Annotated in this window: 12 protein-coding genes; all 12 read right to left on the reverse strand. The window is 65.7% G+C overall.

From position 1 onward, the window contains the following. Nucleotides 1-305: 305 nt before the first annotated feature. The gene (locus ACJA3S_RS17895) at nt 306-3,203 is read right to left on the reverse strand and encodes a TIGR00180 family glycosyltransferase (RefSeq protein WP_406819468.1); all 2,898 of its coding nucleotides are present in this window, start codon (nt 3,201-3,203) and stop codon (nt 306-308) included. A gap of 33 nt (nt 3,204-3,236) precedes the next feature. Beyond that, the gene (locus ACJA3S_RS17900) at nt 3,237-3,977 is read right to left on the reverse strand and encodes a cephalosporin hydroxylase family protein (protein ID WP_406819469.1); all 741 of its coding nucleotides are present in this window, start codon (nt 3,975-3,977) and stop codon (nt 3,237-3,239) included. Nucleotides 3,978-3,997: 20 nt separating this feature from the next. Then, nucleotides 3,998-5,065 carry a class I SAM-dependent methyltransferase gene (locus ACJA3S_RS17905; RefSeq protein ID WP_406819470.1) on the reverse strand — a complete coding sequence of 356 codons (1,068 nt, stop codon included), beginning with the start codon at nt 5,063-5,065 and terminating at the stop codon, nt 3,998-4,000. Continuing rightward, nucleotides 5,055-5,933 (reverse strand): NAD-dependent epimerase/dehydratase family protein, encoded by an 879-nt coding sequence (locus ACJA3S_RS17910; protein WP_406819471.1) that lies wholly within the window; start codon nt 5,931-5,933, stop codon nt 5,055-5,057. Before ACJA3S_RS17910 ends, ACJA3S_RS17905 begins: the two co-directional genes overlap by 11 nt. Then, the gene (locus ACJA3S_RS17915; protein WP_406819472.1) at nt 5,930-7,156 is read right to left on the reverse strand and encodes a methyltransferase domain-containing protein; all 1,227 of its coding nucleotides are present in this window, start codon (nt 7,154-7,156) and stop codon (nt 5,930-5,932) included. Before ACJA3S_RS17915 ends, ACJA3S_RS17910 begins: the two co-directional genes overlap by 4 nt. Next, nucleotides 7,153-7,713, reverse strand: a complete 561-nt coding sequence (locus ACJA3S_RS17920) for a dTDP-4-dehydrorhamnose 3,5-epimerase family protein (RefSeq protein ID WP_406819473.1) — start codon at nt 7,711-7,713, stop codon at nt 7,153-7,155. The genes ACJA3S_RS17915 and ACJA3S_RS17920 overlap by 4 nt, the downstream gene beginning before the upstream one ends. Beyond that, complete coding sequence (gene rfbG, locus ACJA3S_RS17925; protein WP_170031143.1) at nt 7,710-8,792, reverse strand: CDP-glucose 4,6-dehydratase; 1,083 nt, start codon at nt 8,790-8,792, stop codon at nt 7,710-7,712. Before rfbG ends, ACJA3S_RS17920 begins: the two co-directional genes overlap by 4 nt. Then, nucleotides 8,774-9,547 (reverse strand): glucose-1-phosphate cytidylyltransferase, encoded by a 774-nt coding sequence (gene rfbF / locus ACJA3S_RS17930; RefSeq protein WP_406819474.1) that lies wholly within the window; start codon nt 9,545-9,547, stop codon nt 8,774-8,776. Before rfbF ends, rfbG begins: the two co-directional genes overlap by 19 nt. A gap of 140 nt (nt 9,548-9,687) precedes the next feature. Further along, nucleotides 9,688-13,260: a glycosyltransferase gene (locus ACJA3S_RS17935; protein WP_406819475.1), complete on the reverse strand. Its 3,573-nt coding sequence runs from the start codon at nt 13,258-13,260 to the stop codon at nt 9,688-9,690. Between the two features lie 74 nt (nt 13,261-13,334). Beyond that, entirely contained in the window at nt 13,335-14,906 is a 1,572-nt protein-coding gene (locus ACJA3S_RS17940) for a flagellar hook-associated protein 3 (RefSeq protein WP_406819476.1), read from the reverse strand. Nucleotides 14,907-14,919: 13 nt separating this feature from the next. Further along, a complete protein-coding gene (flgK, locus tag ACJA3S_RS17945) occupies nt 14,920-16,950 on the reverse strand; it encodes a flagellar hook-associated protein FlgK (protein ID WP_170031151.1) in 2,031 nt (676 codons plus the stop codon). 12 nt (nt 16,951-16,962) lie between these two features. Further along, the gene (gene flgJ, locus ACJA3S_RS17950; protein WP_406819477.1) at nt 16,963-18,117 is read right to left on the reverse strand and encodes a flagellar assembly peptidoglycan hydrolase FlgJ; all 1,155 of its coding nucleotides are present in this window, start codon (nt 18,115-18,117) and stop codon (nt 16,963-16,965) included. Nucleotides 18,118-18,125 lie beyond the last annotated feature (8 nt).

Consider the following 18,125-nt stretch of genomic DNA (forward strand, 5'->3'; position numbering starts at 1 on the left):
GCTTCCCAATTCAGTAACAGCGAAATACCCGCCAGGGCCAAACGGCAAAACGCCAGGCGATACGGGTGGCTCCCGATCCCTGACGGCTTGTCCGGGGGCGACGCGGCGGTTCCCGGTTTCGACAATATACAGTGAAGATGCGCGTTCTGACTCTTAAGTCACGCTCTTTTTGTCGAATCGACAAAGCGGGCAAGTCGGGCCGCCTGGCGGCCCGTTGCGGGCGAGCCCGCTCCCACGGATTCGATCGCGCAGTCAGAAGCTGCGCGATCCAGGGCGGGAACCGGGGCTGCCAGGCAGCCCGGCGATCAAGCGATCAGCGCCTGCCACTCGACCCGGCTGTGCGGGTCCAGGGTGAACAGCGCCGCGCCGCGGCTGTGCCCGGCGTTGTAGAACGGGTCCTGCGCCTGCGGGGCACACGGCAGTGCATCCGCCTGGCCATGGCGCACCACCTGCGCCTGGGGCGTCCACACCACCAACAGCCCGGCCTCGGACACGCTCAGGCAGGCTGCCACCTGGGCGGCGCGAATGCTCGCCGCCTGTTCATCCAGCCCGCCCAGCGCCCGCAGCACTTCGGCCCGCACCATCAGGCAACCCGACACCGCCGAGACGTTGTGCTCCACCTGCAAGCGCTGCAGGTAGCCCGGTGCATCCTTGGCCAGGCCCTGGAACGCCGGGCGGATGCCCGCCTCGCCCGCCAGCACCAGCCCGGCTTCGAGCACCTTGCCATCGCTGCCCAGCAGCTTGCCGCCAACCACCCCGACCTCCGGGCGCTGGGCCTGGTTGAGCAGGCCTTCCAGCCAGTTGGCATTGAGCACTTCGGCGTCACTGTCGAGCATCACCAGGTAGTCGCCCTGCGCCTCACGGCTGGCCAGGTTGAGCATGGCGACCGGCGCCATGGCCTGCTCGCTGCGGATAACCCGCACCCGGCTGCCAGCAGCCGCCAGGCTGGCCAGCCATTCGCGCAGCTGCGGCGACTGGCTGGCGTTGTCGGCGATGACGATCTCGTGGTTCTGGTAACGGGTGCGTTGCAGCACGCTGACCAGGCACCTCTGCAAGGCGTCAGCATTGTCCTGGCAGTGCAGCAGGATCGATACCGCCGGGCGCTCGGCATGCCGATAGTCGATCTGGTGAGTGCCCGGGTGTACCGAACCCACCGTGGCCGCATAGCCACGCTGAGCCAGACGGCGGGTCAGCACCGCCCGCTCCTGGTCCTGGCTGTCGAGCGCGGGGGCGTTGCAGATCAACAGCGGCTCGGCAAGGTGCGCCAGGCCGGCCAGGCCTTGCTCGCCGATCATGCGCAGCAACAGGTCGAACTCCAGGGCCAGCGGGTACTGGCTGTCGAAGCCACCTGCCGCCAGCAGCAGGTCACGGCGCAGCAACCAGTGACGCGCCATTACCCCGGGCACGCTCTGCAGCAGGTCGAGACTGGTGCCAGGCCGCAGTACTTCACGCAGACGGCCGTCCGCCTGCACCTGGATTTCATCCATGGCCACCGCGCGAATGCCTTCGGCACCCAGCAGTTCAAGGCTGGCCCGCAGCAAGCCGCTGGCGGTGAAGCGATCGCCGGCTTCGGCCAGCACCACCCAGTCGGTATCCAGCTGGGCCACCGCCTGGTTGATCTGGCGTACGTGGTCGTTGCTGTCGACCTTGACGAAGTGCACGGTCTGCCCGGCATTGGTCACCATCGGCAGGTCGCCGCTGGTCAGTACCACCACCTTGAACCGGCGGCACGGCCCAGCCATCAGGCTGTCGAAGGTGGCCTGCAGCTGGTCCATCTGCGCGTCCAGGTCGAGCAGCACGATACCAAAGCTTGGGCCACCGTCTGCTGCCGCCAGGCGCTGCCGGGCCAGGCTGACCTGCTCGGCGTTCGGCGTACGCGCTTCGAGCCAGTCCAGCAACTGCCCGGAGGGCAGCGACGCGAGCAGCGCCTGGCTGTCATAGCTCGGCAATGCCGCGAGCCGGGCCAGCCAGGGCCGTAGCGGAGCGGCCTCGGCTTCATCACCAGCTGCCTCCAGCGAAGCCAGCAGGCGCTCCACCACCACCCGGTTGAAGGGGCTCAGGGCCAGTGCCTGCCACAGGCGTGCGCGGACGGTGCGCTCGTTGTCATTGGCATTGAGCTGCATCAGCGCCTGCTGACGCACCAGGATCGCTTCGAGCTCACGCAGCTGGATGCGCCCGCAAGGCATGGCATGGATGAGGAATTCCAGCTGAGCCAGCAGATCGAACATCGGCTGGTTGTAGAACGGCATCTCGACGAACTGCTGTTTGCCGAAGATGCGCAATGGCTCGGGGCTCGGCACGTTCCAGCGCGAGGTGATGATCATGCAGCCATGCAGGGCACGACCGCTGAGCAAGCCCTCGGCCATGACCTGGAAGCCTTCCAGCGCCACCTGTTGCACCCGTTCGGCACCGAGGCCGCTGAGCGCGGTCGGGATCGAGGCGAGAAACGCGGCGAACTGCTCGCGTTCCTGGCGGCTGCGCTCGTCACGGTTGGCCAGCACGGTGAGCACGTTGGTGTTGTGGTCCGACCCCCCCAGGTTGGCTTCCCGCACCGCGTACGGAATCGGCAGGATACGCGCCTTGGCGTTGGCCAGCAGGTAGAAGGTATGGCCAATTTCCTGCCACTCGAAGCTGGTGTTCGCCGGCAGCAGCGCATACCACTGCTGCAGCAGGTCGGTACGGGTGACCGCGTAGAACGGCGGCAGGAACTGGCCCATGAACTCGAGCAGGCGCTGGGCCGGGTCGTCGCTGCAGTAGTCTTCCTGCACGCGCTTGTCACGCCGGTAGAAATGCACCTCAGTGCCATGCCCCACGTACATCATGCCGTAGCCATGGCACACGCCGTAGTCCGGGTGTTGCTCAAGGAACTGCACCGATTGGGCCATGCCATCGAACAGCAGGAAGTCGTCGTCTGCGGCAAAGGTCATGAACGGCGTGCGCACTTCGTTCACGCCATAGGCGAGCTTGTCCTGCAGCCCTTTGTAGGTGTACTGCGGCAAGTGGCGGTAGTCCATCTGCGGGTAGTCCGCCTGCAGGGTGGCGTCGGCCTGGCTGGAGGAGTCCAGTACCAGGATGCTCGCCGGGAAGTCGCGATAATAGTGCAAGGCCCGACGCAGGAACGCCGGACGGTTATGGGTGATCAACACCACGGTGAAACGCTCGCGCAGCGAGCGGTCGATGAGCGGGGTATCCTGAAGCTGCATGAAGACCTTCCTGCTGGTGACCTGGGGTAACAATCAACGCACGCGGCGCAGGTAGCCGTCCGGCGCCACGGTAAGCAGCAGCTTGTCCTGCACCTGGCGGTCGATGGCGAAGTCGCTGTTTTCTTTCAAGTACTGCCATACGGCGGTCTTCGGGTTGTCGCCATGGCCCCATGGGCGGTCCGGGAAGAAGTCGGCCGGCATGTCCTCGACCACGGTGTCCATCACCACGCAGTAGCTGTCCACCGACACCAGCGGCGCATAGGCGCGCAGCTCTTCGAGCACGTGGTCGTGGGTGTGGTTGGAATCGAGCACCACGATGACCTTCTTGCCTTCGGCCAGCTGGCGCACCTTGGCAACCATCTCCGGGGCGATGCTCGAACCTTCGAGCATGGTGATGCGGTGCGCCATCGGGTGTTCTTCGATGGCCTTGCGGTTGTGCGGGCGGATGTCGACGTCGATGCCCAGCACCTCGCCATGGCCCAGCAACTGCAGCAGCGAAGCGTAGTAGATGATCGAACCGCCATGGGCGATGCCGCATTCGATGATCAGGTCTGGCTGGATGCGCCACACCAGTTCCTGCATGGCAATCATGTCCTGGGGCAGCTGGATGATCGGCCGGCCCATCCACGAGAAATGGTAGCTGTACTTGTGCTTGGCCGATTCGTTGAACAGGTCGCGTGCCAGGCCCTGGAGCTTCTGGTCCTGGCCCTGGGCGGCGATCTGCTCGTTGCACTCGGCGATGAAGGCCTGGTGGACGTTGTTGTTGTCAGTCATGGAGGCGGTCTCTGCAAAGGTCATTGGAACGCGGCATCATCGACCGCGTGGTAGACGAAACGGTTGCCGGTGTCGCGGCGGATCTCGTCCAGGTAGTTGGAATTCATCACGAAGATCTGCGCACCGTCCGGCAGGCTCGCCAGCGCTTCCTGCGGCGACGACACGCGCAAGCCGCTGAGCGGCAGGTGGCGGCCCTGCTTGGCCGGGTTGATGTCGATCACATGGTCGACCTGCACCCCGGCACGCTGCAGGTACAGCGAATAGATCACGCCCTTGGACGACGCCCCCCAGATCGCCGCACCGCGCCCGGCATGCTCACGCAGCAACGCCTGGCCGCGTTCGAGGCTGGCGCTGAAGCCCGCTGGCAACTGCAGGCGCTGGCCATCGAAGGCTGGCACCCGCAGGCTGGCCAGGTCGGCGACGATGTACAGGTACTGGCCGTTGAACAGGTGGCCGGCGTCCAGCACGGTGCCGAAACACCGGCGCAGGTCATCCAGGCGGAAGTAGTTGACGTGCTCGTAGAACAGGTCGAACCAGGCGCGGTGGTCGAGGATCCAGTCCAGGCATGGCACTTCGATGTAGATCAGGCCACCCTGGTTGGCATCGGCGATGGCCTCGAGAAACGCCAGCGGGTCGGCGATATGCTCCAGTACATGACGCAGCACCACGGCGTCGGCCGACAACCCCAGCGCACGGGTGAACGGCGCCTTGATCACCTCTGGGTTGTCGCCTTCGTAGGCCGGGTCGATGCCGGTCACCCGATGCCCGCGCTGGCGCAGCAGCTCGAGGAAGTAGCCCTTGCCGCAGCCCACCTCGATCAGGCGCTGGCCGGCAAAGTAGCGGGTGATCAGCCGTTCGACGTCATCCAGGTGACGCTGGAACGCCGGCGACAGCGCCTGCTCGTTCTGGTAATCGCTGTCGTAGCTCAGCAAGGACGCGTCGAAGGCCTGGTTGTAGACCAGGCCGGTGCGCTCATCCTGGACCAGGCACATGTCGCCGCTGGCCGATGCGCGTGCGCTGGCGGCATCGGCGAAGGTGCGGTTCTGCAGCACGGGCAGGCCGGCTGCGCGGTACAACTCATAGGCCATGAGGCGCTCCTTGGGCAGCCAGCAGCTGCTCGAGTCGGTCGGTCACGGCCCAGAACGCCATGGGTTCGTGGCTCGGATAGGGGTAATGCCCCAGGTTCAGCAGCAGCTCGGCGCCGCGCTCGCGCAGGCGCTGTTCGACCAGGCTGCGCACCGCTACCGGCCGGCCGCTGGCGCAGTTGACCACGCCGGAGAACCCGCTGCAGTGCAACAGGCCGGCCAATTGCCGTGCTGCCTCGGTGACCGGCTGGAAGTCGCGCAGTTGCTCGCCGGCGGACATGTCGAACACCGCCGCCTTGCTGTCGATGGCGCGGTCGAGTGCAGCCAGCAGGCTATTGGGGTTCTGGCCTTCACCATGCAGGTAGAACAAGCGCGCCCATTGCAAGCTGAACGGCCGGTGCATCTGCAACGCCTGGAGGAACTGATGCAGGCTGTGCTTGGCCAGGCCATAGGGGTTGGCCGGGCGCGCCGGGCAGTGCTCGTCCAGCGGGCCGCTCTGCATGCCGTATTCGAAGCAGGTGCCGGTGACCAGCACCTGCGCCACGCCCGCCTCGACCGCGTGCTTGACGAAGCGATAGTCGGCCATCAGGTTCTGCTCCAGGTGGAACAGCGCCTGGTAATTCGGCAGCCCCGGCCAGGCCAGGTGGGCCAGGGCATCGATACCGTCGACCCAGCTGGCGACCTGCCTGGCATCCGCCAGTTGCAGGTCAGCAGCGACGAACTGCACCTGGTCGAACCACGGCATGCGGCGCGCCCGTTCCAGGTCACGCGCCAGGGCGCGTACCCGGCAACCGCGGGCCAGCAGCTGCGCCACCAGATGGCGGCCAACGAAACCGGTGGCCCCGGTCACCAGCACATGCAGCGCGCTCATAGCACGGTCAACTCAGGCACGGCGATGACGAAGCGACCGCCCCACTCACGAATACCGGCCTGCTGTTCGCTGACTTCGCGCAGCAGGTTCCACGGCAGCACCAGCACGTAGTCCGGCTGCTCTTCGGCCAGGCGTTCGGGCGCCACTACCGGGATGCGGCTACCGGGCAGGAACTTGCCCTGCTTGTGCGGGTTGGCGTCGGCCACCCAGGCCAGCAGGTCGGCCTTGACCCCGGCATAGTTGAGCAAGGTGTTGCCCTTGGCGGCGGCGCCGTAGCCGACCACCCGCTTGCCGGCGGCCTTGGCATCCAGCAGGAAGCGCAGCAGTTGCAGCTTGATGCGCTCGGCGGCCGGCGCCAGGGTGGCGTAGAAGCCGGGGCTACGCACGCCCACCTCGTCCTCCAGCGCCAGCAGGCGGGCGACGGTCGGTTCCACGGCGCGGCGCTGGCCATCGGCACGCTGCACAAACACCCGCAGCGAGCCACCATGGGTCGACAGCTCCTGCACGTCGAACAGCTCCAGGCCGTTGCGCTGGCAGAGGATCTGCACCGCGGTCAGCGACAGGTAGGAATAGTGCTCGTGGTACAGCGTGTCGAACTGGTGCTGGGCGATCAGCGACAGCAGGTGCGGGAATTCGAAGGTGGCCACGCCGCTCGGCTTGAGCAAGCTGGCGAAGCCGCCGAGGAAGTCATTGATGTCCGGCACATGGGCAAGCACGTTGTTGGCCGCCATCAGGTCGGCGCCCCAGCCCTCGGCCAGCAGTTGCGCGGCCACGGTGCGGCCAAAGAACACTTCGCGGATTTCCAGGCCCTTGGCCCGCGCCGCCTCGGCGGTGCTGCGGGTCGGCTCGACGCCCAGGCAGGGAATGCCGCGCCGGGCCACGTACTGCAGCAGGTAGCCATCGTTGGCGGCAATTTCCACCACGCGGCTGTCGGCATTCAGCCCGAAGCGCTCGGTCATGCTCGCCACATAGGCTTCGGCATGGGCCAGCCAGGAGCTGGAATAGGAGCTGAAGTAGGCATAGTCGGCGTCGAACAGCTGCTCGGCGCGGGTGTAGTCCTCGGTCTGCACCAGCCAGCATTGCTCGCATACCGCGACTTTCAACGGCACCCACTGCTCCGCCTCGGCCAGTTGCTCGGGACGCAGGTAGGCATTGGAGGGCGGCGAGGTACCCAGATCGATCAACGGCAGGTGCAGGGCACTGCCACAACCACGGCAATTCATACGGTCACTCCGGTAAAGCGGTCGTCCAGCCAGGGGTGCTGCTGATCCCGGGCCGAGAGGTTGATCACAGGCAGCGGCCAGGCAATGGCCAGGCGCGGGTCGAGCACCGACAGCCCGCCTTCATGCTCCGGGGCGTAGTCGGCGCTGTGCAGGTACAGCAGCTCGGCGTCGTCGCTCAGGGCCTGGAAGCCGTGGGCGCAGCCAGCCGGCACCAGCAGGCTGCTGCCCTGGCCGGCCTCGAGGTGTTCGGCATGCCAGTGCAGGAAGGTCGGCGAGCCAGCACGCAGATCGACCACCACATCCCATACCGCGCCCTGCAGGCAGGTGATGTACTTGCTTTCCGGTTGCGGCCCGGCCTGGTAATGCAGGCCGCGCACGCTGCCGCGCTGGCGGGTCAGCGAGCGGTTGATCTGGCGGATGTGGAACGGCGCGCCGAAGCGCTCCAGGCTGTCTTCGCAGTACAATCGCGAAAAAGCGCCACGGGCGTCTTCGACACGGCGATGTTCGATGCGCGTCAGGCCCGGCAACGGCAAGGGGTGCAGGCGATACTGGCTCACAGCGACTCCTGGTACAGGCTCAGCTGGGTCAGGCTCACCGCACGCATGTCCATGCCCTTGTGCCAGGCAAGGTGCCAGCCCAGGGTGCGCTCGAGGCATTCCTCGAGTGCCCAGCGCGGGCGCCAGGCCAGCAACTGGCGGGCACGCGAGCTGTCCAGGCGCAGCAAACCGGCTTCGTGCATGTCGCTCTGCTCGAAGCTGACGCCGGGCGCCTGCGGCCAACGATCGGCCAGCAACTGCACCACTTCGCCGACGCTGCACATGTCATCGTCACCGGGGCCGAAGTTCCACGCGCCGGCAAAGCGCTGGCCCTGCTGATAAAGGCTCGCGGCCAGCTGCAGGTAGCCGGCCAGCGGCTCCAGCACGTGCTGCCAGGGGCGCACAGCCGCGGGGAAGCGCAAGGTCACCGGCTCACCGGCAGTCCACGCCTTGAGCACGTCGGGGATCAGCCGCTCGGGCGAGAAGTCGCCGCCGCCCAGCACGTTGCCGGCCCGTGCGGTGGCCAGGCTCAGGCCATGTTCGGCATGGCGCTCGGCCGGGAAGAACGATGCGGCATAGGACTGCGCGAGGATCTCGCAGCAGGCCTTGCTGCTACTGTAGGGGTCGTGCCCGCCCAGCGCTTCGTTCTCGCGATAGGGCCAGGGCCATTCCTGGTTGGCGTACACCTTGTCGGTGGTGACCACCACGCAGGCGCGCACGCCACCAGTCTGGCGCACGGCCTCGAGCAGGTTGAGGGTACCCATGACATTGGTCGAATAGGTGCCCAGCGGATCGCGGTAGCTTTCGCGCACCAGCGGTTGCGCCGCCAGGTGCAGGACGATCTCCGGCTGCACTTCAGCGACCAGCTCCAGCAGCACGCCAAGGTCGCGGATGTCGCCACGGCGGTCATCGATGCCCTCGCCGACCCGTGCCAGCTCGAACAGGCTCGGCTCGGTCGCAGGGTCGAGGGCAAAGCCGGTGACCCGGGCGCCCAGGCTGTGCAGCCAGAGTGCCAGCCAGCTGCCCTTGAAACCGGTGTGGCCGGTGAGCAGAACGCGCTTGCCAGCCCAGAACGCAGGGCTCAGGCCCATTGCTTCCATGGCGCCTCCCCGCTGTGCCACAACTGTTCCAGGTGGTTCTTGTCCCGCAGGGTGTCCATCGGGTGCCAGAAGCCCTCATGGGCAAAGGCATGCAATTGCCCTTCACGGGCCAGGCGCGACAGCGGCTCGGCTTCCCACGAGGTGGCATCGCCGTCGATGTAGGGCAGCACCTCGGGCGACAGCACGAAGAAACCACCATTGATCCAGCCGCCATCACCGCGCGGTTTCTCGGTGAAGCCCAGCACCTGGTCACCATCGCGCTGCAGGGCACCGTAGCGGCCAGGTGGCTGCACCGCCGTGACCGTGGCGAACTTGCCGTGGCCATGGTGGAAATCGACCAGCGCGCCGATGTCGATGTCGGACACGCCATCACCGTAGGTGAAGCAGAACGCCTTCTCGCCTTCCAGGTAACGCGCGGCGCGGCGCAGCCGGCCACCGGTCATGGTTTCTTCACCGGTGTCGACCAGGGTCACGCGCCATGGCTCGCTGTAGTTCTGATGCACGTCCATGCGGTTGGCGCGCATGTCGAAGGTGACGTCGGAAGTGTGCAGGAAGTAGTTGGCGAAAAAGTCCTTGATCGCATAGCCCTTGTAGCCCAGGCAAATCACGAAGTCGTGGATACCGTGCGCCGAATACTGCTTCATGATGTGCCAAAGAATTGGCTTGCCACCGATCTCGATCATCGGTTTGGGCTTGAGGTGCGACTCTTCGCTGATACGCGTGCCAAGACCACCCGCCAGAATGACTGCCTTCATCGATTTCCTCTTGTACTTCGCGCCCCTTGCAACGCCAGGGCGAAGGATTTATGGCGATATCGATGGGGTACTGCAGGAAATGCGCCAATCTGCAAAAAAGCTGGGGCCGCTGTGCAGCCCCAGTTGCTATCAGGTGAAACTCAGTCGGCCAGCCAGCCCCACTCCCAGTGGCGCAGGTTGTCGTCACGCAGCACGAAGTCGCGCATCACCGCCTCGCGCAATTCGTCGCCCATGCGGTAACTGGCCGCCGGGTCGGCCAGGTGCGAGCGGATCGCCTGCAGCCATTCCTCGGTGCTGTTGCTGTACACCCGCGTGCACGGCAGGTAGCCGCGGTAGGCCTCGGTGTCGGTGCAAATGGTCGGGTAACCGCAGGCACCGTACTCCAGCAGCCGCAAGTTGCTCTTGCAGTCGTTGAAGATGTGGAATTCCAGCGGCGCCAGGGCCAGGTCGAGGTTCAGGCTCGCCAGCTTGGCCGGGTAGCGCGCCAGCGGCACGCCCGGATGGTACTCGTGGATGTAGGGCTTGAGCGCCTCGGGGCACATGCCGAAGAACACCCACTCCACCTCGTTGGCCAGTTCGCGCACCACCTCGGCGATGATCTCCAGGTCGCCACTGTGGCTGGTACCGCCGCCCCAGCCCACCCGCGGCTTGCTCGAAGTGCCACGGCGGCTGGCCGGAAGGTTGGTCCACAGGTGCGGTGCCAGCATGTTCGGCACCACGCGGATATCGTCATGCATGTCTGCCAGCGCATTGGCCAACGCCTGGGTGGTCACCACCACCCGGTCGCACAGGCTGATGCCACGGCGCAGGTGCTGCTCGATGTCGGCTGGCTTGTTGCGCGCATGGGTGTTTTTCTTCGGCGCGCTGAGCACGTAGTCGTCGATCTCGAAGATGCGCCGGGCGTTGGAGAAGCGGGCAATGCGTTCGATGTCGCGCACCGAGTCATCGTTATGGCGCAACTGCAGGATGATCACGTCCGGGTCCATGCGCGCCAGCTGGACCACGGTCGGCGACTCGTAGACCACGCGCCCGACCACGCGCCCGGCGGCTTCCAGCTGCTTGAACGGCTGTTCGACCCGGTAATGGCCCACCGCACTGTCGTTGATCGGCAACCCCAGCACCGACGGCAAGGCCCGGGCACACAGCGGGCTCCAGCTGCCGCGCAGGCTCGGCTCGAGGCTGAAGTCACCGTTGGCCAGCCCCAGGTTGGGGTTATAGGCCGGGTCGCGGACGACCTTGCTCAGCCAGCGCTCGCAGAATACCTGCTGCTGTTCCAGCAACGCGTCCTGACCAAGCCCATCGCTGCTGGTCGTCGCTTCGCGCTTGAGCAGCACGGCATAGGGCGTGCCGACCACCAGATAACCGCGCGCCCCCGCACGCAGGCACAGGTCGAGCTCGGCCATGCCCTGGCTCAGCGGTTGCGCACCCAGCCCTCCCAGCTCGGCGAACACTGCCTTGCGCACCATCAGGCAATCGCCGCCGACAGCGCTCCAGTCCTGTACCACCTGCAAGCGTTGCAGGTAACCACGCGACTGCGCATCTTCCCCGGCGAACGCCGGACCGGCCACGCTGGCAACCCCCAGCACCCGGCCCGCCTCGACCACCCGGCCCTGGGCATCGACCAGCTTGGCGCCGACCACCGCCACTTCCGGGCGCTGGGCATGCTGGAGCATTTCCGCCAGCCACTGGCCGTCGAACACCTGCACGCTGGCATCGAGCAACAACAGGTAGTCACCGCAGGCCTGGGCCGCCGCCGCATCGAGCAGCTGGCTGCGCGAACCGCCGGGCGCCCGGACCACGCGCAGCATGCCGGCACCGAGCTCGCTCATCGCCTGCAGCCAGCCATCGACGTCGGCCGCCACGCTCGGCCCAGCCACCAGCAAGACCTCGTAGCGGCCATAGGCGGTGCGCTCGATCAGCCCTTCGACACAGGCCTGCAGGCCCGCCAGGTCATCACCAACAGCAACCAGTATCGATACCTGCGGGGTGTCGGCATGCAGGTAGTCGACCCGATTGAGCAACGACAGGTCGTCATGCCGGATCCGATGCGCCACGCCCAGCCGCTGCAGGTGCGCGGCCAGCACCGGTTCGCTCTGGGCGATCACTTCCGGCAGCGACAGCCAGTTGGCGAAGCTGAACTCCGACTGCACCTGGATTTCGGCAATGTGCTCGACCACCTGCAGGCCTCGGCTCTCGACCAGGCGCCAGAGCAAGTCATGCGGGGCCAGCTCGGCAAAGCCGGCATCGAAACCGCCAAGGTCGAGAATCGCCTCGCGGGCGAAGGCCAGGGTGCGGCCGACGTAGGGGTAGCTGCGCAACAGATCGAGGTTGAAGTCCGGCTTGAACACCGGTTCGCCCGGCTGGTCATCGAGCCAGGCCCCTTCATCGCTGTAGGCGCAGGCCAGGTTGGGGAACACCGCGGCACGTTCGGCCAGCAGCAGAATGGCCGACTCGGCGAGCCGGTCACCGGCACGCAACAGGTAGATCCAGTCGGCGTCGTGCAACGAGGCCAGCAACTGGTTCAACTGCTCGGGCCAGTCGCTCTGCAGCGCCTGGTGCACCAGCGGGATCGGGCTGGCGGGTTCGGCATCGGCCAACACCACGCAGGCATGCACCGGGTACAACTGCCCGGCCAGGCTGTCGAGGGTACGCCCCAGGGCCTGGGCGTCACCCTGGGTATCCAGCACCACCGGGACGATGCGCGGCTGGCGCGGCCAGGCCGCTATGGCCTGGGGCAGCAGGCCGCGCTGCACGTCGCTGAAGCGGCGCGCCGCCAACCACTGCTGATAAAGCTCGGCATAGCTTTCGCATTCGCTGCCCACCCGGCCACCCAGGCGGGTCTGCCAATTGCTGATGATGCGGGCCACGCACAGCTCCTGCCACTGCCGTGGTTGCAGCTGTGCCTCGGTCAATGGCACGTAGCGCACCCAGCCACTGGCGGGCGCCGCTTCGCCACTGCGCGCGGCGAGCATCTGCATCATCCAGCGCCACTCCTGCGGTGCGGCCTGGACCAGCGCCTCCTGCTTGCTCAGGCGCTGCGGGTGCAGCCGTTCGATCAGGCCCGGCTCGCTGAGCATGACCAGGTTGCCGCGCCGCATCAGGCAGGCGAACAGTGCCAGGTCCAGCAGCGCGACGAAGCTCAGGCCATCGCTGGTGAGCGCCTGCAACCACTCCAGTGCCTGCTCGCGACGCATCAGCGCCGCCGAGAAATTGCCGAGGAAGTTCACAGGCCGCCCATCGAGCATGGCCAGCATGTCTTCGCCCTTGAACAGGCTGTCGACATTGGCGAAGCGCGCATTGGCGATGCGCATCGGCAGGATGAAATTGTTCTCGTCGCAGAGCACCCGCTGCGACAACACCAGGCCGACTTCGTCGTGCTCCAGCAACGCCTTGGCCTGGTGCGTCACGCACTGCGGGAACAGCCGGTCGTCGTCGCACAGCACCTTGACCAGCGCACCCCGGGCCAAGCCCACCGCCTGCACCAGGTTGGCGACAAAACCCAGGCGCCGGCCATTGCGCACGTAGCGCACGCAAGCGCGCAAGTCGCCCTCGACAGCGTTGACGATGGCTTCGATTTCCTCGCCTTCGCTGTCATCGCAGACCAGCACCTCCAGGGCTTCATAGGTCTGGCCGAGGGCGCTGTGCAAGGCCATGGCAAAGAACCGTGGGCTGTAGGCAGGGATGACGATACTGACGAGAGGCTTTTCGTTCACGTTGGCGACCTTGCAAAAAAAAGTGCGCCGCACCTGACGGTGGCGGCGCACGATTGGCTACGCATGCAGCGCTATCAGATGTAGTTGACCAGCGACAGACCGGCGACCTTGGCATATGCCTGCAACGAGGCCTGCAGCATGTTGGTCTGCATGGTCAGGCGGATCATCACTTCGGCCGGATCGCTTTCGCGGATCGAGCTCTGGGTCTTGGTGTTCTCCGCGCCCAGCGCCGAGTTGGTCTCGGCCTGCACGTCCAGCGCCTGACCACGGCCACCGATCGAGGCGATCGACGAAGTGACCTGGTTGGTGGCGCTGCCGATGTTGCCGATGGCCGAGTCCAGCGCAGCCTTGAACGCCTGCGCCGCCGCCGGGTCACCGTCGATCGGGGTGCTCAGCGCAGCGCGCAGCTGGCTGATGGTATCGAGCACATTCTGGGTCTGGTGGGTGTCGACCTTGATGGCAAACGAATCACCGGCACTTGGCGCCCCGGACAAGTCGAACTGCACGCCGAGTACCGTGGCGCTGGTACCGCTCAGGGTGCCCGTGGAGATCGGCCGGCTGCCGTCGCTGACCGGCGCGGTGTACAGCTCGAAGTCGGTGGCGCTGGTGAACTTGAGCACCGCGCCTTCGGGGAAGGCAGCCTTGTACGCCGCCGGGTCGACCACCGAGCTACCGGTGATCTGCACCGACGAAGCATTACCCGGGCTGCGGCTGCTGCCGATCTGGTCGGCCTTGGAGGTCAGGCTGAAGGTGTGGCCGGCAATGGCTGCATCCGGGTCGGCTTGGTCACCGGCCTTGAAGCTGATGTCCAGGCGCAGGTCGACGCCACGGAAGCTGATTTCGGTGTTGTCGCCGTTCGGGTCGAACTTGCCGCCCTGGGTGGCTTCGAGGGTGACGTCGTTGCCGTTGGCATCGGTGATCTTGAACTGGGTGCTGCTGACGAACTCGATGCTGTACGGCTCGCCACTGCGGAAGCGGTCGTTGTAGGTGGCGCTGCCGGAAACCTGGCCGTTGGACAGGCTGACCCGGCCATCATCGGTGGCCGGTGCCGTCAGCCGGGTCTCGCTGCGGCTGGTGTTCAGCGCCTGCTCGAAGGCATCGTAGCCGGTTTCGTTGGCCGCCAGGCTGAGCATGTCGCCGACCTGCAACTTCAGCTGCGACTGGTCGCCCTGGTAGGAGTAGGTGCCATCGGCATTGCGCACGTACGGCTGGGTGTCGCCCTTGGAACCGGAGAAGATGTACTTGCCGTTCTCGTCCTTGCTGTTCATCAGGGTGAACAGCTGCTGCTCCAGCGAGTCCAGTTCGGCGGCATTGGCCTTGCGGTCGCTGTCGGTGAAGCCGGCGTTGCCGGAGCTCACCGCCAGTTCGTTGACCCGCTGCAGGATGGTGCCGATGGACTTCAGGGTGCTTTCGGCAGTACCCAGGGCATTGCGCACATTGACGATGTTGTCGCCGTACTGTTCGAGCATGTTCTGCTGCTGCTCGAGCTGCAGCAGGCGGGCGGCGCCAACCGGGTCGTCCTTGGCCGAGCGCACGCGAATGCCGTCGGTGGCTTCCTGCTGGGTCTTCACCGAGTTGGCGAAGTTGCGCTGGTAGTTGGCCTGGTTGGTGTTGTAGAACTGCGAAGTGGAGATGCGTACGCTCACGATCTACGGCTCCTTAAAGACTGTTGATCAGGGTGGCGAAGGTTTCCTGGGCCGCCTTGATGATCTGCGACGACGCGGTGTAGTACTGCTGGAACTTGATCAGGTTGCCGGTCTCTTCGTCGACCGACACCCCCGACAGGCCGTTGCGGCTGTCCAGTGCAGAGGTATGCAGGGCCGAGGTGGCATCGCTGTCCATCTGTGCCTGGCCAGCCTTGCCGCCAACGTTGGAAACCAGCTTGGCATAGGCGTCGGTGAAGCTGATGCCCTTGCCGTTGGTCCCTACCTCGACCGTGGGCTTGGTCTGCAGGTCGATCACCGATTGGGCGTTGCGGTTGTCCGCCGAGCCGGCGCCGGTCAGCGCCACGGTATAGCTGTCGCCGTTCTTCGGGGCGCCCGAAACGCTCATCTCGAAGGTGAAGTCGCTACCCAGCGGGTTGCCACTGCCATCGACCATCGGCACCGACAATTGCAGCTTGTTTTCCTGGCCGGGGATGATCGTACCGCTGCCGATGCTGTTGCCCTTGGCATCGTACAGGGTATAGGCCTGCGGCGACGTGCTGTCGTCACCGAACACCAGCTTGACCGGGGTGGAATACTTCAGCCCGGTCTGCAGCTGCGAGCGCTGGGTGGCGTCATAGATGTCCATTTCCGAGGTCAGCGTCGGCTGGGTGATCACCCCGGTGCCTTTGTTCCCCGCGCCACTGGTGGCGGTCAGCGGTGCAGCGAGTGCCAGGCGCTTGGGGTCGGTGAGCACGGTTTCGATGCCGGCCGCAGCGTTGCGGGTCGGGGTGATCTTGAAGCTGTCGCCAGCACTCAGGCCACCACCGTTGAGCGACAGGGTGAAGCCGTCGATCACCGGCGGCGGCGTGTCACCGAGGTCGAAGCTGCCCATGTCAGTGCCTTCAGGCAACTTGCGTACGCTGTAGCCGGTGGCGCTGGTAAAGGTCACCTGGTAATCGCTGGTGGTCAGCTTGCCGGTGTCCTTGATGGTCACGTCGAGGTTGCCGGAGCCGGCGCTGTTGCCGGACTTGGCAATACTGCGCTGGCTGACCGCCGCGGCGCTGTTGATATCGCCGAACAGGGTGGCGCCGAAGTTACCGTTCTTGTCGATACCCTGGGCCAGCTGGCTGTTGATCGCGTCCGCCACCACCAGGGCCACGCGGCCCAGCTCGTTGAGCGCCGGATCGAGGGTTTCCTTGCGGTAGCGGATCAGGCCACCCAGCTCGCCCCCGCTGGTGGTGCTGGTGATGTCCATCTTGGTCGAGCCGCGGTTGAGGATCAGGCTCATGCGGGTCGGGTCGGTCGCGCTCGGCTCCACGCCCAAGGTCTGGGTGGTCTTGCCCAGTACCAGGGCCTGGCCGTTTTTCAGGTAGACGTCGTAGTTGCCATCACGCTCCACCACATCGGTGCCGACCAGCTTGTTCAGCTCACGCACGGCGCCATCGCGCTGGTCGAGCAGGTCGTTGGGCTGGCCGGAGATCGAGGTGACGCGAGAAATCTGGTCGTTGAGGTCAGCGATGGTCTTGGTCAGGTTGTTCACCTGATCGGCGATCGCCGCCATGTTGGAGTTGATGTTGCTGTTCTGCTGGTTGAGCTGCGCCGACAGCGTGTTGAAACGCTTGCTCAGGGACTGCGCGCTGGTCAGCAGCAGCTGCCGCGAGGCGTCCTCGGTCGGTTTGGCCGCGGCATCCTGCAGCGTACTGAAAAAGCTCTGCAGTGCGGCGGTGATGCCGGTATCGCTGCTCGACAGGGCGGTATCCAGCGGAGTGATCTGGTTCAGGTACGAGGCGGCATCGCTGCTCAACGACGTGGTGCTGCGCAGCTGGTTTTCCAGAAATGCGTTATACACCCGGCGGACATCGGCCAGCGTGGTGCCGGTGCCGATGAACACCTGGCCGACCTGCTGGCCACCCTTGGTCTTCTGCACATTCTGCTGGCGTGAGTAGCTTTCGACATCGGCGTTGGCAATGTTGTTACCGAGGGTGTACATCCCCGATTGCGCGGCGCCAAGCCCCGACATACCAATGTTGATCAGACTCGCCATGGTTCCATGCCCTTAAAGTTTTGTTGCGGTACCGAGCATTGCGTAGTGCTCGTACGACTTCATCTGTCTTGCGATCTGCGAGATCTTGCTGGCGTAATTCGGGTCGGTGGCGTACCCGGCCTTTTGCAACTCTTGCACGAACTGTTCTGGTTTATCGGCGGCCTTCACCGCATCTTGATAGCGCGAATTGTTCTGTAACAAGCTCACCAGGTCGTGGAAGCTGTCCTGGTACGAGTCGTAGGAACGGAACGCTGCCGTTTCCTTGACGAACTGGCCATCGCGGAACTCGCTGGTGATCGCCCGCGCCGAATCGCCCTGCCAGTTGCCGCTGGCCTTGATGCCGAACAGGTTGTGGCTGCTGCTGCCATCGCTGTTGCGCATGACCGATTTGCCCCAGCCGGTTTCCAGCGCCGCCTGCGCCACCAGGTAGCGCGGGTCGATGCCGATGCGCTTGGCCGCCTGTTCGGCCATCGGCAGCATGGTGGCAACGAATTCGTCGCTGTCGGCGAAGGCCTTTTTCGGTGCCAGCGGTGGCTGGGCCACAGCGCGCCCGAGGATGCGCAGGCCGTTGTCCGGCACGGCAAAGGTCTTGGCCACCTGCTGGCCGTCGCGGGCCGGCACGGCAGCGTTGTTGGTGGTGGCGGCCGACGGCACGATGCCGGCCAGCAGGCGATCGGTGACCCTGCTCGGCAGCGCCAGGCGCCGCGAATTGAGCGCGGCCACGTCGTTGCGGCCAGCATTCGCCTGGGCGGCATGCACAGGCTCGGCGACCTTGTTGCCCCACAGCGTCGGGGCGTTGCCATCGATGCGCGGGAACGGGCTGGTGTTGGCCGGCGCGCTCTTGTTCTTCGACAGCTGGCGCACCAGCACGTCCTGCAGGCCGATCCCCCCGCCTTCGCGGGACATGCTCACGGCCAGCTGCTGGTCGTACATGTCGCGATACTGCTTCACCGTCTCGGTGTTCATCGGGTTGTCGTCGGCCAGCACGTCGCTGGCCTTGCGCGAGGCCTTGAGCATTTCGCTGATGAACAGCGATTCGAACTCCTGCGCCACCTTGCGCACGTTGGCGTCGCTGTCGCGGTCGCCGTGCTTGAGCGAGCTCAGGCGGTTGAGGTCGGTGTAGGCACCGCTATCGGCGCTGCCGGAAACCAGGCTTTTGCTGTTCATCGGCAGCG

Origin of the sequence: Pseudomonas sp. KnCO4, assembly GCF_045344305.1 — a bacterium.
GTDB classification, from domain to species: domain Bacteria; phylum Pseudomonadota; class Gammaproteobacteria; order Pseudomonadales; family Pseudomonadaceae; genus Aquipseudomonas; species Aquipseudomonas anuradhapurensis.

What these genes read in the sequence shown, in the direction of transcription:
- ACJA3S_RS17905 (WP_406819470.1), bottom strand. Translation starts at nt 5,065, where the DNA reads ATGGCCTATGAGTTGTACCGCGCAGCCGGCCTGCCCGTGCTGCAGAAC.
- ACJA3S_RS17900 (WP_406819469.1), bottom strand. Translation starts at nt 3,977, where the DNA reads ATGACTGACAACAACAACGTCCACCAGGCCTTCATCGCCGAGTGCAAC.
- rfbF (WP_406819474.1), bottom strand. Translation starts at nt 9,547, where the DNA reads ATGAAGGCAGTCATTCTGGCGGGTGGTCTTGGCACGCGTATCAGCGAA.
- ACJA3S_RS17895 (WP_406819468.1), bottom strand. Translation starts at nt 3,203, where the DNA reads ATGCAGCTTCAGGATACCCCGCTCATCGACCGCTCGCTGCGCGAGCGT.
- ACJA3S_RS17915 (WP_406819472.1), bottom strand. Translation starts at nt 7,156, where the DNA reads ATGAATTGCCGTGGTTGTGGCAGTGCCCTGCACCTGCCGTTGATCGAT.
- flgK (WP_170031151.1), bottom strand. Translation starts at nt 16,950, where the DNA reads ATGGCGAGTCTGATCAACATTGGTATGTCGGGGCTTGGCGCCGCGCAA.
- flgJ (WP_406819477.1), bottom strand. Translation starts at nt 18,117, where the DNA reads ATGAACAGCAAAAGCCTGGTTTCCGGCAGCGCCGATAGCGGTGCCTAC.
- rfbG (WP_170031143.1), bottom strand. Translation starts at nt 8,792, where the DNA reads ATGGAAGCAATGGGCCTGAGCCCTGCGTTCTGGGCTGGCAAGCGCGTT.
- ACJA3S_RS17910 (WP_406819471.1), bottom strand. Translation starts at nt 5,933, where the DNA reads ATGAGCGCGCTGCATGTGCTGGTGACCGGGGCCACCGGTTTCGTTGGC.